The organism is Caldanaerobacter sp. (assembly GCF_049701115.1).
In the GTDB taxonomy this organism is placed as follows: domain Bacteria; phylum Bacillota; class Thermoanaerobacteria; order Thermoanaerobacterales; family Thermoanaerobacteraceae; genus Thermoanaerobacter.
In genome coordinates, this window is record NZ_JBNATX010000005.1 from 1 (window position 1) to 13,892 (window position 13,892).

A 13,892-nucleotide genomic window follows, 5' to 3' on the forward strand; every position below is an offset into this window, starting at 1 on the left:
GTGCTCTCTTTTTTATAGATTTCTTTTTCCCCACCCCAACATTTATTATAGAACCTTAATGAAGAATGAGGTAAGGACAAGCTTTTAATTTTTAAATAAGTTCTTTACAAACTCCAATCCTTTTACTGCTGCAGTTTCACTATCTGGCAGTGGAAGATACTCAAAAGCTATTACACCATTGTAATTAATACATTCCAGTGCATTTTTTACTTCTACAAAATTTATATGTCCACTTCCCGGATATTTCCTATTGCTATCTGCAAAATGAATATGTCCCAATTTATCTCCGGCTAACATGACTGCTTTGTGAAAATTTTCTTCTTCAATGTTCATATGAAAAGTATCCAGATGTATTTTTAAATACTTGGATGAAAGTTTTTCTATCAATTCGAGTGCTTCTTTTGTGGTATTGATAAAATTGGTTTCATATCTGTTAATTGGTTCAATAAGTAACTCCACTTCTTCTTTTTCGGCTTTTTCTAGTACTTTAGCAAAACATTCAAGAGCATAATTTTCGTACCGTTCTTTTTCCCCTTCTGGCAGTTTCCCTCTTATTGAACCTATTATAACTTTTGCGTTAAAAATTTTAGCTATATCCATGAATTCTTTCACACGTTCTATAGCTTTTTCCCTTACACACTCATCAGAATGAGTAAAACTTAGTCCTTCCTTTACAAACGCAAGCCCTGTACCAAAAGTAGAAATTGATATTTTTTCTCTTTTGAGTATCTCTAAAACACTTCCTACATCGAGTAATTTGGGATTTTCTACATGGATTTCAACTGCATCGTATCCTATCTCTTTTGCCTTTTTTATATTTCCTTCTATATCCCCTCTCAAAACTGCCGGAAATTTCTCTGGCACTTCTTTACCAATAGCAATACTAATTTTCATTTAAAAAACACCGCCTATCTCTCTACCTTCACTGCTCTTTTTTCTTCTAAAGATTTCTTTGCCGCAAGACCTATAAGAACAGGTTCCAGACCATCTATACCAGTTACAGGTGTTTCTTTATCATTAATGATAGCATCTATAAAAGCTTTAATTTCTTCTATGTAAGCTTCCTTATATCTTTCTATGAAAAAGTATTTAGGCTTATCACTTAAAATTCCACCATCACCGCTATAAACCACATTTGTATTCAGTTCATTGCCCACGGAAAGACTACCTTTAGATCCAAAGACTTCTATTCTCTGATCATATCCGTATACTGATTTTCTGCTATTATCTATTACCCCTAATACTCCATTTTTGAATTTTAGAGTTACTATAGCTGTATCTACATCTCCCACTTCACCAATTTTTGGATCAACAAGTACATTAGCTACTGCAAATACTTCTTCCACTTCAGATCCTGTTAGATATCTCGCCATGTCAAAATCGTGTATTGTCATATCGAGAAAAATTCCGCCTGAAACTTTTATATAATCAATAGGTGGAGGTTCAGGATCTCGAGAAGTTATTTTAAGTATATGCATTTCGCCAATTTTCCCTTCTAATATCATTTGTTTCATTTTCCTAAAATGAGGATCAAATCTTCTCTGAAAACCTATCTGTAACTTTACTCCAGCTTTTTCTACCTCAGATAAGGCTTGCTTTATTTTCTCCACATTAAAATCAATAGGTTTTTCACAAAATATATGCTTTCCTTCTTGTGCTGCTTCAATAATAAATTGACTATGAGTATCAGTAGAAGAACATATCAAAACAGCGTCTATTTCTTTATTTTCTAAAACTGCTCTATGGTCTTTATACACCCTACTTACTCCAATACTGTTTGCCCAATCCAAAATTTTATCAGCAAAAATATCGGCAATAGAAATAATTTCTACTTCTTCACTAAAATATCTTTTTATGTTTTCCGCATGCATTTTGCCTATTCGTCCTGCACCTATTATTCCAACCTTTAATTTGCTTTTCATAAAATTTGCCTCCTAACGCAAATTTGTATTCCAAAATCTGCTCCTCCTGGCAGTTTATCTTTCTGTATACCAGATACCAGGAGGAGCAGATACTACCTATTTGTTAATACTTATCATAGTTTATGGAACACGCCAATCATGGGCAATTCATAAACTGACTTCCATCCCGGGCTCAAAGGTTCCTTCAAGAAAGGCTCCATTTCTTTTTCTGTCCTTAATGTCACCTTTTCTACTGGTGGTACAGTACCAGGTGGAAATGCTTCTAAAATCTGATCAATTACAAGAGTTAAATATTTCAATATTGCAGCAATAGGCCTTTTAGCTTTCCTTGGATCAGCTAAACTAGGTTTTCCAACCACTCCTTGAGGAGTAGCTGCCCTTTCTATAGCCATGTGTCCTTCTCCTTCAGACCATCGGCTCGGCCTACGGAAAGGATCTACTGATTTATCAAAATGCCCATCTGGTAAAAAGCTTTCTCCTTCTGCATCTTCAACAACACTCATATCTATCATTTCTGGGAAGAGTAATAGCGCTACAGACGTTTCAGCTTCATCAGCATGTACAAAATGTGTTTCCAAACTATCTGGCCTATCTGTTGGATAGAAGAATTCTCTTACAGCTCTATGCCAATCTATTACTCTGTAAATACCTGGCAACTGGAATCTTTTCATAAACTCTTGTATGGCTGATTCCAACATCCATAAATGACCATGATTATTTACTAAGATAATTTTCCTAAACCCGTCATTCCATAACCCTAACATTGTGTAAATAATAGTTTCTTCTACAACTTCTTTAGGCATTACTATAGTTCCTGGCATTCCCAGGTGATGATATGGATGGCCTCCATAGTTAAGAGGCGGTAAAGCAAGACTTACTTCTCTTCCTTGTTTAGCGGTATAACGGCGTACACCTTCTAAAATCTGAGTAACCATAAACGTATCTAATCCGCTATTTGCATGCATACCATGGTTTTCCGTACAACCTATTGGCACAAGCACAATATCATTTTTCTTTCTTTTCTCAATTACTTTTACGCGCGGGGTAGTTTGTATATAACACCCTGGCTTGCCCAATTCAGAAGGTGAAGGAATTTCATATTCCTTTAAAATTTGATCTATCTCTTCCTCTGATGCATCCCAAATTTGTTTTTTCAGTCTGCCAACTTCATTATCTTCAAAAATTATCGCAGGGTTATCAGTCAACAACCATTTTTTGTCCTTTGGCTTTTCCATTTTCTTTTCTCCTTTCTTTTATTTTTAGTCCATTACACAAGTAACCTTTGCATCTGTTTTATCTGTTTGTAATCTAATAATATACTCAGGAACCTCTTCTAATTTAATTGTCCTTGTGATTATCGGTGTCATATCCATTCCAGCAGCCATGCTTTCGATTACTCTTGGGAAAGTACCATGTCCAGAATGTCCTTGTGAACCAATTATCTTAGCTCGTTTCACCTGCAAAACTTCTCCTGTTACTGGAATCTTTGCATCAGCTCTTGCAACTATTACTACCGTAGCTCCTATTGTCCTACCTTCCCATATAGTTTTTTCAATCTGTGGATATACAATATGTGGGAGTCCTGTTGCTTCTAAGTATAGGTTAGCACCATACCCATTAGTAAGTTTCAACACTTCTTCAGTAAAATCTACCTTTGTAGGATCAATCACATAATCTGCACCTAATTTCTTCCCAAGTTCAGCTCTTGCAGGAGAGGGTTCAGAAAGAATTACTTTTGCTGCACCATTTCTTTTCATTATAGCTACTGCTGCAAGACCTATAGGACCCCCACCGCATATAACTACACTGTCACCTGGCCTTACTCCACCTCCTATTTCCATGACTGCATGATAAGCCACAGAAGTAGGTTCTACTAGACTACCTGCAAGAAACATTTTTTCTTCTCCATAACGTTCTCTCAAAGCTTCTATGTTCCATACATACTTAGCTGGAAGAACAATATATTTAGCAAAAGCTCCATTTACATTAAATCCTATTTCGTTTAGCCTCTCACATTGGTTAGGATATCCAATAGCACAGGCATAGCACTCGCCACACCATAACATCTCTTCAGCACATACTGGTTCTCCACCTTTAAAAGGTTTATTCGTTTTTCTATCTATTGCTCCTGGTCCTGCTTCTACAACAACTCCAGAAAATTCATGTCCTAAAATAACTGGAAAACCTGTCAATCCTGGGTAAAGTATATATCCTTCTTCATCAGTTTGAGCCATATGAACGTCACTTCCACAAATACCACACGCTTTTACTTCAATTAAAACTTCTCCTGGACCAGGTTTAGGAACATCATATTCCCTGATTTCTAATCTAGGATTCCTCCATACTTTGCTTCCTAGATACGTCTGCTTCCCTTCAATGTCTTTGGGCCCAAGTTCAAAACCTGGTCTTGGATCCCAATCTGCAACTAAAGTAACTCCTTTCATTTTTGCCATAAAAACTCCTCCTTCAAATTTATTATAAATTTTTAAATATTATCATTTTGTTTTTGTTTCCATTCTTCTTCTTAACACATCTAAATAAACCGCACCAATTATTACAGAACCAATAATCACTGTTTGCCACTCTGGCGAAACACTTAGGAGGTTAAGTCCGTTTCTTATAACTGCCATGATTATTGCACCAACAAGAGTTCCCCAAACTGTTCCAACACCTCCCATGAAACTTGCTCCTCCTATAATAACAGCTGCTATAGCATCTAATTCATATCCTAAACCAGCTAAAGGATAAGCTGCATTAACTCTTCCTATCAGTACTAATCCACCCACTGCAGCCATTAATCCACTCAAGGTATATACTATCACCAATACTTTCTCTACGTTAATTCCTGAAAGTCTTGCCGCTTCTATATTCCCTCCAATAGCATAGATATACCTTCCTGTAGGGGTCCTAGTCAGAAATATATGATAAATTATATAAACACCTATCACTACCAAGAAACTTATAGGCACCATTCCTATGCTACCCGCCCCAATAAATTGGACAACAGGAGGAAATCCTGAAATAGGAGTAGCTTTTGTAAGAATCAACGCAAGTCCTCTAGCTATATTCATCATACCTAATGTAGATATAAATGGATGTGGAAGATGAAGTTTTGTCAACATAATTCCGTTCAAAAATCCAAGGAAAGCTCCCACTCCAAGTCCTACTAATATTCCTAAAAGTGGATTTATCCCCATATTCTTTATCAATATTGCCATTACCACTGAAGATAGCGCCAAAACGGAACCTACAGAAAGATCTATACCTGCCGTTAAAATAGTAAGGAGCATTCCTACTGCAATTAGACTATTGATCGCAGACTGTCTGGCTATATTCATTAAATTTTCTACTTCGAGAAAATAGGGTGATAATATTGCTAAAATCGCACTTAAAACAATTAATGCTATTAACACGCCTGCTGAAGATAAAATACTTTTCACCTTACCCCAATTAATTTTGGATGCTTCTTGCGTATTTTTCGCCTTTTCCAGCACCTTTGGCTCCTCCTTTACCCTGCAGCTGTGGCAGCTTTCATTATTTTTTCTTGGTCAGCATCTTCACGACTAAATTCAGCAGTCACCCTTCCTTCATGGATGACAATTATCCTATCACTCATCCCTAATATTTCTGGTAATTCTGATGAAATTATAATCACACTAGCTCCATTTTTAACTAATTCGTTCATTATATTGTAAATCTCTACCTTTGCACCTACATCAATCCCTCTCGTAGGTTCGTCAAAAATAAATATCCTAGCTTTTTGAGTTAGCCATTTTGCTATCACTACTTTTTGTTGGTTACCGCCACTTAACTCTTTAACTATCTTTTTAACATTAGGGGTTTTTATATTTAATCTTTTAATTAGATCAAAACTCTCTTCAGTCATCTCGCGATAGCTCAATAATAACCCTCTTTTATATTTAGGTAATGAACTTAAAACTATGTTATCTAGCACGCTTTGTATAAGAACCAACCCCTGTGTCTTTCTATCTTCTGGGATTAATACTAAACCTTCTCTTATAGCATCCTGAGGGGAAGTTATTTTTCGTTCTTTACCGAATATATAGATTTTCCCACTATCAACAGGATCAGCTCCAAAAATAGCCCTTACTATCTCTGTTCTACCTGCTCCAACTAATCCTGCTATGCCTAATATTTCTCCTGTATACGCTGTAAAAGAAATATTTTCAAAAAGCCCTTTTCTGGTTAAATTCTCAACACGTAAAGCTTCTTCACCTTTTTTAGTCTCAATTTTGGGATAGTGTTGCTCTAATGTCCTACCTACCATGTATCTTATAAGTTCATCTTTTGTTGTAGTTTTTGGATTTAAAGTTACAATTTTCTCTCCATCTCTCATAACAGTAACTCTATCACAAATTTTAAAGATTTCTTCTAAACGATGAGAAATATAGATCACAGATATACCCTTTTCTTTTAGGCGAAAAATAACTTTAAATAATTCTTCTGTTTCTTTTTCACTTAGAGAAGATGTTGGTTCATCCATAATTACAATTTTTGCATTTTTAGACAAAACTTTAGCGATTTCTACCATCTGTTGTTGCCCTATTCCTAACTCCTTAATAGGAGTATTTAAATCTAAATCTAACTCCAATTCCTTCAGAATTTTTCTGGCATCTTCATGTGTTTTCTTCCAATTAATAAATCTTACAAGCTTGGATTGTTTTGTTATTTCATGTCCCAAAAAGATATTCTCTGCAACAGACAAATAGGGTTGTAATGCTAGTTCCTGATAAATAGCAGCAATTCCCAAATTCAAAGCATCTCTAGGATTATTAATAACAACGGGTTTACCTTCTAAAAAAATTTCACCTTCGTCTTTTTGATATACTCCTGTCAAAATCTTAATGAGCGTAGATTTACCTGCACCATTTTCCCCCAATAAACCATGTACTTCACCCTTCATCAAATCAAAATCCACATTTTTCAGCGCTTGTACTCCTGGAAAACTTTTACTAATTCCTTTCATTAACAATATTGTTTTTTCATCCATTGCCTTTTACCTCCATCTTCCCCCAATAAAGCCCTTTCGCTTTATTGGGGGAAGAAATTTTTAAATTCATTTGCCTAGTATCTGGTTGAGTTTTTGTTGTTCTTCTTGTACATTGTCTTTAGTAATGAGGTAGGTACCTGTATCTATCCTTTTTTCTACTGGTTCTCCTTTAACAGCTTTTACTGCAGCTTCTACACCTTTGTACCCAATGTTATATGGGCTCTGAGCAACTGAAGCAGTAAGCTCTCCTGCGGCAATAGATTTCAATGCATCTGGTGAACCATCAAATCCTACTACAATAATTTTCTTGTTTGCAGCTTGAATCGCTCTTAACGCTCCAAGAGCCATCTCGTCGTTAGTAGCAAATACTCCCTGAACATCTGGGTGAGCCTGAAGTATATTTTCCATAACGCTCATGCCCATTCCTCTCTCACTGTTAGCCGGTTGAATATCTAAAATTTTTAGGCCTTTCTCCTTTAAAACATCCACAGCTCCGTTGGTTCTTTCATCATGTGTTGGATCTCCCATTGCTCCTCTTATGATTACAACTTTACCGCCTGGCCCAAGTTCTTTCGCAAGAAATTCTCCTGCTAATTTCCCACCATTATAGTTTCCTGTTCCTACAAAGCTTACTTTACCATCCCAATTTGCATCGGTATCTATCAGCACAACTGGAATTCCAGCAGCTTTAGCTTTCTCAAAGAATGGAATAGCAGATGGTGGCTGCGAAGGTGCCACTGCAAGAGCGGAAACTTTTTTAGTTATTTGGTCTTCAATTAAAGCCAACTGCCCAGAAACATCTGTTTCTGCAGAAGGTCCCAATACTGTTACTTCAACACCTAAATCCTTTCCTGCTGCCTTTGCACCTGCTTCTACAATTTTCCAATAGTCACTATTCAGTGCCTTTACAATAACTGCTATCTTTATTGGCTTTGATTGCTCGCCTGTCTGAGACGTTTTAGTTTCTTGAGATGATTGAGCTGGTTGTTGAGAAGATTTAGTACTACATGCTGTAAAGATGCTTAATACAAATATTACCACCACAAAAAGTGTTAAAAACTTTTTCAAACCGGGCTTCATTTTCCTAATCCCCCTCCATTTTTTCTTTAATTGCATAGATTTTTCTTAAAGCACCTTACTAGGTACTATTAAGTTACTTTATCCTCCCCCTTTCTAATTTAAATCTAAAAAAGTTATTTATGAAAAACTTACTGTTTGCTGTTAAAATTAATTAGCACTCCACATATTTTTTCAATACCCTTCTCACTGCACCTGGTCCTTCTATAAACTCTTTGAAATAGCTTTCTATTCTTTCTCCCAGTCCTACTTCATAAAGGTCAACGCCAAAAATGTTTACATTTGAAAGAATAGGTTTTAAATTATCCTGTACAGAGTTTACATCTCCTAACCTTATATTTGAAATGTGTGACCTTAAATCTTCAAGTAACGGGTCTGGGCTTAATGTCATTGGATTGCCTTCATCATCCAAAGCCATCAAATATCTTAACCATCCTGCTATTACAAGTGGAATGTATTTAAGGTCTGTAACCTTTAAATCTGGTCTTTCTCTGTAGGACTTTATTGTCTCTCCAAATCTTATTGCCATTTTCTGTGATGTGTCTGTTGCAATCCTCTGCGGTGTATCTGGCATGTATGGATTAGGAAATCTCACTTCGATTACTTCCCTTAAGAATTCTTCTGGGTCTAACACACCTGGATGAACAACTACAGGTAGCCCTTCGTCATATCCAACTTTTTCAACAAGCTTTTTAAGACATGGATCTTTCATTTCGTCTGCTATTGTGTTATAATTTAGTAAACAACCGAAAATCGCTAATGTAGTATGGAGAGGATTTAGACAGGTTGTTACTTTCATCCTCTCTACTTTTTCTACTGTTTCTTTATCTGTAAAAATCACTCCTGCCTCTTCTAATGGAGGCCTGCCGTTAGGAAATTTGTCTTCTACGACAAGGTAATGTATTTTTTCAGCATTTACAAAAGGCGCAATGACTGTATTTTTACTGGTTTTAATTATGTCCATCTTTTCTATGCCAAGGTCCTCTAACTTTTTCTTTACATCTTCTGAAGGCCTTGGCACTATTTTATCTATCATACTAAGCGGGAAAGATACTTTTGTTGAATCCGTTAAGTAATTCAAAAATCCTTCTTCCACAAAGCCTTTCTTTTCCCATTCTTCTGCAATAGTTTTTACTGCACTTTTTAGTCTTTCTCCATTACCAGAAAAATTGTCCAAACTCAGAAGTGCAATCGGGTGTTCCCCTGCTTTGTACCTTTCATACAGCAAAGAAGTTACTTTTGAAATTATATGCCTAGGTTTATCCAACCCTTCCTCTATGTCTTCTTGTACATCTTTTATATACTCACCAGAAAAATCTTTTAAGTTGTAAGCTTTTTCTGTTATTGTAAAACTTGCTATCTGCAGTGATGGATTAGAGAAGATGTTTTTCAATCTTTCCCAATCATTATGGGATGGATCGGCTATTATTTTATCGCTTATACTGCCTATAACTTCTATTTCAAGTGATCCATCTATATTTAATACTACCAACATACTCAAATTATCATAAGGCTCATAAATTCTATCAATTATCTCATAATCATATGACTCCACCGCAATAATCCCTTTATCGATAAGTCCTTTATTTAAAAGATTCTGTGGTAGAAGTGCTATAAATCCTCTAAAAATGTTACCTGCACCAAAGTGTAGCCAAATTGGATTTTCTTTGGTTTTTCTTGAAATCTCCTCAACATTGTAGTTAGGAAGTTTTATGCCTCGACTCCGCCATTTTTCAACATCTTTTATACCTTCTCTTGTCAGTAGCATATCCCTTCTCCCTTTCTAAACTTGCTTTATAATATTGCATTTTTGCATTACATACCCTACTTAACTTTGTGGATTATCTTGTGTTTAATAATATATATTCTACATAAATCCAAAAAATCCTTCTTGATTTTTAAATTTTTTTATTGAATTTTTGTTGAAAGAAAATGGGAGGGCAAAAAACTCCCATCAATTCAACATTTAATCGATTGGCTCCCACTCTGTATGAAAAATTCCTTCTTTATCTATCCTTCTATAGGTGTGGGCTCCAAAGAAATCTCTTTGCGCCTGTATCAGGTTTGCAGGTAGGTTACCTTCAACCATGCTTAAGAAATAGTCAAGTGAAGAATTAAGTACTAGAGTTGGGATGTAAAATTCTTTTGCTAAGTTAGTCACGTATCTTATTGAATCCAATTTATCCATGAGGAATGAAATGGCTTTATCGCTATCCAACAAGTTCACATTCTCTTTGTTTTCATTTAATATTTCTCTCAAAAAGTCCAAAATCTTTGCCCTTATAATACAGCCGCCCTTCCATATGCGCAATACTTCTGAAAGGTCAATATTGTACTCAAAAGCTTTTGAGGCCTCATGTATAAGCCACAATCCCTGCGAAAAGGAAGTGAATACGCTAAACAAAAGGGCATTTTCTAAGTCTTTTATCACTTTTTCTTTATCCAATTTTACATCAGGATATGTTTTTTTAACTTTTTCAGAAAGCTTTACCCTCTCGTCTTTAAAGAATGACAAACTCCTTGCCTCTACTGCAAGGTTTAGTGATGGAGTTGGTATTCCTAAATCCAGTGCAGTCTGAGAAGTCCATTTTCCTGTACCTTTTTGTTCTGCTTCATCCAATATTAAATCCACAAGGTGCTTCCCTGTCTCTTCATCCTTATACCTCATAATCTTGAAGGATATCTCCATTAAGAAAGAGTTTAATTCCCCATTGTTCCACTTCTCAAATACATCTCCTATCTCTTCAGGAGAAAGCTTTAAAATTTTTCTCATTATATCGTAAACTTCAGATATTGCCTGCATTATGGCATATTCTATTCCATTGTGGACCATTTTGACAAAATGTCCTGCCGAGTCATTTCCTACATATGTACAGCAAGGACCTGATTCCGTCTGTGCTGCAATCTTTAAAAGTACATCTTTTACCATTTCATAAGCTTCAACACTTCCTCCAGGCATTAATGAAGGACCGTGCAATGCTCCTGCCTCTCCCCCTGATACTCCCATTCCTAAATAGAGTATGCCTTTTTCTTTTAATTCTTTTATACGCCTTGAAGTATCTTTAAAATAAGAATTGCCCCCATCAATAACTAGGTCTCCTTTTTCAAGATAAGGCAAAAGCTCCTGTATAACATCATCTACAGGCTTTCCCGCCTTTACCATAAGTATAATTTTTCTAGGTTTTTTTAAAGATTCGACAAAAGATTTTATATCGTAATACCCCTCTATTTTTTCATTTTTTACTCTTTCTTCTAAGAATTCTTTTGTCTTTTCTGAGGTTCTGTTAAATACAGATACGGAATAACCTTTCCTGGCGATGTTTAAAGATAAATTTTGACCCATAACTGCTAAGCCAATCAGCCCTATTTCATTCATTTTTTAATACCTCCTGTTTTATAATTTGCTGTGAGCTTCAAATAGGCTTTTGAGCTCTCGAGATAATTTTTTGAAAAATTGAAATTTCTCTTCATAATAATTGACCTCTTTTTCGTCTGGCATATAAACATTTTCTACACTAACCATTTCCTTCGTAGCTTCAGAAAGATTCTCATACCTTCCAAGGGCATAATAGCCCAAAATAGCAGAACCAACTAAAGCAGGCTCTTCTACTTTAGAGACTTTAATGGGCAGCCCCAGTGTCGATGCAAAAATTTCCATCCATAATGGTGAATTTGTCGCTCCTCCTCCTGCCCTAATTTCTTTCACTTTTATATTATTGTCCTTCAACGCCTCATAAATCATGCGCAAGGAAAAAGCTACTCCTTCCATAGCTGCTCTTATCATATGACCCTTTGTGTGAATATTCTTTAACCCAAAAAACACTCCTGATGCAATATTTCCTATTTCTTTGTCCCTTTCACCTGTCAAGTAGGGCAGGAAAAAGAGATTTGAAGAATCTTCTTTTGAAGCCTCATGAGTTAATTCTTCATAGGGCATGTTAAAAATATTGTCTCTAAGCCATTTTAGTACAACTCCTGCATTGTTTATAGCAGCCCCAATGAACCATTTACCCGAAGATAAATAATAGGTTTGAAGCCTCATAGCCTCTTCTTTGTCAAAAACAGGTTCAGGATAGGCAACTCTGAACATTCCAGTAGTCCCTATGTTTATCGCACCAACTTCTTCCTCAAAAGCCCCAATTCCTATTCCCACCGCTCCTCCATCGTAAACTCCTGTAAGTACTTTCACATCTTTTGTCAGTCCCAAAAGCTTTTTAGATTGTTCGGGCAAATCGGCCAAAATTTTATCTGAAGGCATGATGGGAGGAAGTTTTTCTTTAGAAACCCCTAAAATATCAAGTACATAGTCATCCCATTCAAGTGTATTTACATTCATATAACCAGTTGCAGAAGATATGCTTGGCTCTGTAAAAGGCTGCCCCAAAAGTTTTAAAAGTATAAAATCTTTGGAGCTTAAAAAAAACCTTGTTTTATTAAATATATCACTTCTTTTCTTTTTTAACCAGTAAATTTTAAACAAAGGCGCATGAAAAGTTGGAGTAAAGCCTGTCCTTCTGTAAACCTCCTTTACATCAATTTTTTCTAAAAGTTCCTCATAGGTTTCTCTCGCCCTCAAATCCAGAAGTGTCATAATGCCCATCAAAGGATTTAATTTATCATCTACGGGAATTAAGCCAAACATATAAGAAGAAGGAACGATTAAGGAAATCCTATCCTCAAAGCCTTTTGCCGCCTCCCTTGCTGCTTCTACAAAAGCGTTAAAAAGAGTATCTGGGTCGTGCTCTGCTTTCCCTTTGTTGTCTCTTTCAATAGACATCTCCTTCCTGTAGAGGCTTAAAATATCTCCCTTTTCATTCACCACGCCTGCTTTTAAGTTTGTCGTCCCTATGTCAACAGAAAGAATCAAATCTTTTTCCATTTCTCCCCCTCCAGCACCTCTTTATTTACAACCCCCTCGGGTATTTCGCCTCGCAGGACTTTTTCTGCATCTGAAACAACTTTATCTCCCATGCCTTTTAAACACTCGTATGTGTAGGCGGAAGTGTGAGGGGTTATCACGACATTATCAAATTTAAGGAGCGGATGATTTTCATCAATAGGTTCTCCTTCTACTACGTCAAGTCCAACTCCAGCAACTTTTCCTTCTTTTAAGGCTTTTATAAGAGCCTCTGTATCTATAAGTTCACCTCTTGCAGTGTTAACAATAAATACATTATTTTTCATCATAGAAAATTCTTTATAAGACAGCATGTGGTAATTTCTCTCATTTAATGAAGCATTAAGAGATATTATGTCTGATGACCTTAATAACTCCTCTAAAGACACAGGACGAGCTCCTCTTTTTATTATTTCCTCTTCTGAAAGGTTAGGGTCATACGCAATAACTTCCGCCCCAAAGCCATATTTTAATATTTCAGCAACCCTACTTCCAATATTTCCGATGCCGATTATTCCTGCAGTTTTGCCCTTTATCTCGTATCCTATGAAATTAGCTCTATCATGCCATTTCCCTTCTTTTACTTTTATTGAAGCTTCTCTCACTTTCCTCATCACATCTAAAAGGAGTGCAACTGCATTTTCTGCCACAGCTTCTCTTTCAACTATTCCCCCAACTATAGTGACTATAGTGCCTTTTTTTGTCGCACTTTCTATATCTATAGCATCATAGCCTATGCCATGGCGAGCAATTAAAAGAGTTTCGTCCTTATACTCAAAAAATTCCCTGTCATAATAAGGCTTTACACTGGCAATTATTATAGAATAGCCCATTAATTTTTCTGCTAAAGCCTTTCCCCTCATGTCATGAGGAAGGTCAAACCTGTCTACCTGCCCTAATGCTTTTAATCTTTCAATATGTTCAGGAAAGTGCTTGCCAAAACTGCTAGAATTCACAATTGCAATTTTTACACCCATTTCAACCG

General features: G+C 36.1%; 11 protein-coding genes. All 11 read right to left on the reverse strand.

Annotation, left to right across the window (positions count from 1 at the left end; translation table 11 throughout):
• Positions 1-84: 84 nt before the first annotated feature.
• The 11 genes from ACPLVE_RS03105 to ACPLVE_RS03155 all read right to left on the reverse strand — a co-directional run bounded on the left by ACPLVE_RS03105 (position 85) and on the right by ACPLVE_RS03155 (position 13,884).
• Positions 85-894 carry a TIM barrel protein gene (locus ACPLVE_RS03105; protein WP_424609739.1) on the reverse strand — a complete coding sequence of 270 codons (810 nt, stop codon included), beginning with the start codon at positions 892-894 and terminating at the stop codon, positions 85-87.
• 14 nt (positions 895-908) lie between these two features.
• Positions 909-1,922 (reverse strand): inositol 2-dehydrogenase, encoded by a 1,014-nt coding sequence (gene iolG / locus ACPLVE_RS03110; RefSeq protein ID WP_022588476.1) that lies wholly within the window; start codon positions 1,920-1,922, stop codon positions 909-911.
• Between the two features lie 113 nt (positions 1,923-2,035).
• A complete protein-coding gene (gene iolN, locus ACPLVE_RS03115) occupies positions 2,036-3,157 on the reverse strand; it encodes a 3-dehydro-scyllo-inosose hydrolase (RefSeq protein ID WP_022588477.1) in 1,122 nt (373 codons plus the stop codon).
• A gap of 24 nt (positions 3,158-3,181) precedes the next feature.
• Positions 3,182-4,366 (reverse strand): scyllo-inosose 3-dehydrogenase, encoded by a 1,185-nt coding sequence (iolM, locus tag ACPLVE_RS03120; RefSeq protein WP_424609830.1) that lies wholly within the window; start codon positions 4,364-4,366, stop codon positions 3,182-3,184.
• A 51-nt stretch (positions 4,367-4,417) separates the two neighbouring features.
• On the reverse strand, positions 4,418-5,413 hold the full coding sequence (locus ACPLVE_RS03125; RefSeq protein ID WP_424609832.1) for an ABC transporter permease: 996 nt from the start codon (positions 5,411-5,413) through the stop codon (positions 4,418-4,420).
• A gap of 17 nt (positions 5,414-5,430) precedes the next feature.
• Positions 5,431-6,933: a sugar ABC transporter ATP-binding protein gene (locus ACPLVE_RS03130; protein ID WP_424609741.1), complete on the reverse strand. Its 1,503-nt coding sequence runs from the start codon at positions 6,931-6,933 to the stop codon at positions 5,431-5,433.
• Positions 6,934-6,999: 66 nt separating this feature from the next.
• Complete coding sequence (locus ACPLVE_RS03135) at positions 7,000-8,013, reverse strand: sugar ABC transporter substrate-binding protein (protein ID WP_170271408.1); 1,014 nt, start codon at positions 8,011-8,013, stop codon at positions 7,000-7,002.
• 151 nt (positions 8,014-8,164) lie between these two features.
• Positions 8,165-9,778, reverse strand: a complete 1,614-nt coding sequence (locus ACPLVE_RS03140) for a mannitol dehydrogenase family protein (RefSeq protein WP_424609744.1) — start codon at positions 9,776-9,778, stop codon at positions 8,165-8,167.
• 198 nt (positions 9,779-9,976) lie between these two features.
• Complete coding sequence (gene gndA / locus ACPLVE_RS03145; protein WP_424609745.1) at positions 9,977-11,386, reverse strand: NADP-dependent phosphogluconate dehydrogenase; 1,410 nt, start codon at positions 11,384-11,386, stop codon at positions 9,977-9,979.
• Positions 11,387-11,404: 18 nt separating this feature from the next.
• Positions 11,405-12,889 carry a gluconokinase gene (locus ACPLVE_RS03150; protein WP_424609747.1) on the reverse strand — a complete coding sequence of 495 codons (1,485 nt, stop codon included), beginning with the start codon at positions 12,887-12,889 and terminating at the stop codon, positions 11,405-11,407.
• Positions 12,874-13,884, reverse strand: a complete 1,011-nt coding sequence (locus tag ACPLVE_RS03155) for a D-isomer specific 2-hydroxyacid dehydrogenase family protein (RefSeq protein WP_424609749.1) — start codon at positions 13,882-13,884, stop codon at positions 12,874-12,876. Before ACPLVE_RS03155 ends, ACPLVE_RS03150 begins: the two co-directional genes overlap by 16 nt.
• Positions 13,885-13,892: the final 8 nt, after the last annotated feature.

What these genes read in the sequence shown, in the direction of transcription:
- ACPLVE_RS03105 (WP_424609739.1), bottom strand. Translation starts at nt 894, where the DNA reads ATGAAAATTAGTATTGCTATTGGTAAAGAAGTGCCAGAGAAATTTCCG.
- iolG (WP_022588476.1), bottom strand. Translation starts at nt 1,922, where the DNA reads ATGAAAAGCAAATTAAAGGTTGGAATAATAGGTGCAGGACGAATAGGC.
- iolN (WP_022588477.1), bottom strand. Translation starts at nt 3,157, where the DNA reads ATGGAAAAGCCAAAGGACAAAAAATGGTTGTTGACTGATAACCCTGCG.
- iolM (WP_424609830.1), bottom strand. Translation starts at nt 4,366, where the DNA reads ATGAAAGGAGTTACTTTAGTTGCAGATTGGGATCCAAGACCAGGTTTT.
- ACPLVE_RS03130 (WP_424609741.1), bottom strand. Translation starts at nt 6,933, where the DNA reads ATGGATGAAAAAACAATATTGTTAATGAAAGGAATTAGTAAAAGTTTT.
- ACPLVE_RS03135 (WP_170271408.1), bottom strand. Translation starts at nt 8,013, where the DNA reads ATGAAGCCCGGTTTGAAAAAGTTTTTAACACTTTTTGTGGTGGTAATA.
- ACPLVE_RS03140 (WP_424609744.1), bottom strand. Translation starts at nt 9,778, where the DNA reads ATGCTACTGACAAGAGAAGGTATAAAAGATGTTGAAAAATGGCGGAGT.
- gndA (WP_424609745.1), bottom strand. Translation starts at nt 11,386, where the DNA reads ATGAATGAAATAGGGCTGATTGGCTTAGCAGTTATGGGTCAAAATTTA.
- ACPLVE_RS03150 (WP_424609747.1), bottom strand. Translation starts at nt 12,889, where the DNA reads ATGGAAAAAGATTTGATTCTTTCTGTTGACATAGGGACGACAAACTTA.
- ACPLVE_RS03155 (WP_424609749.1), bottom strand. Translation starts at nt 13,884, where the DNA reads ATGGGTGTAAAAATTGCAATTGTGAATTCTAGCAGTTTTGGCAAGCAC.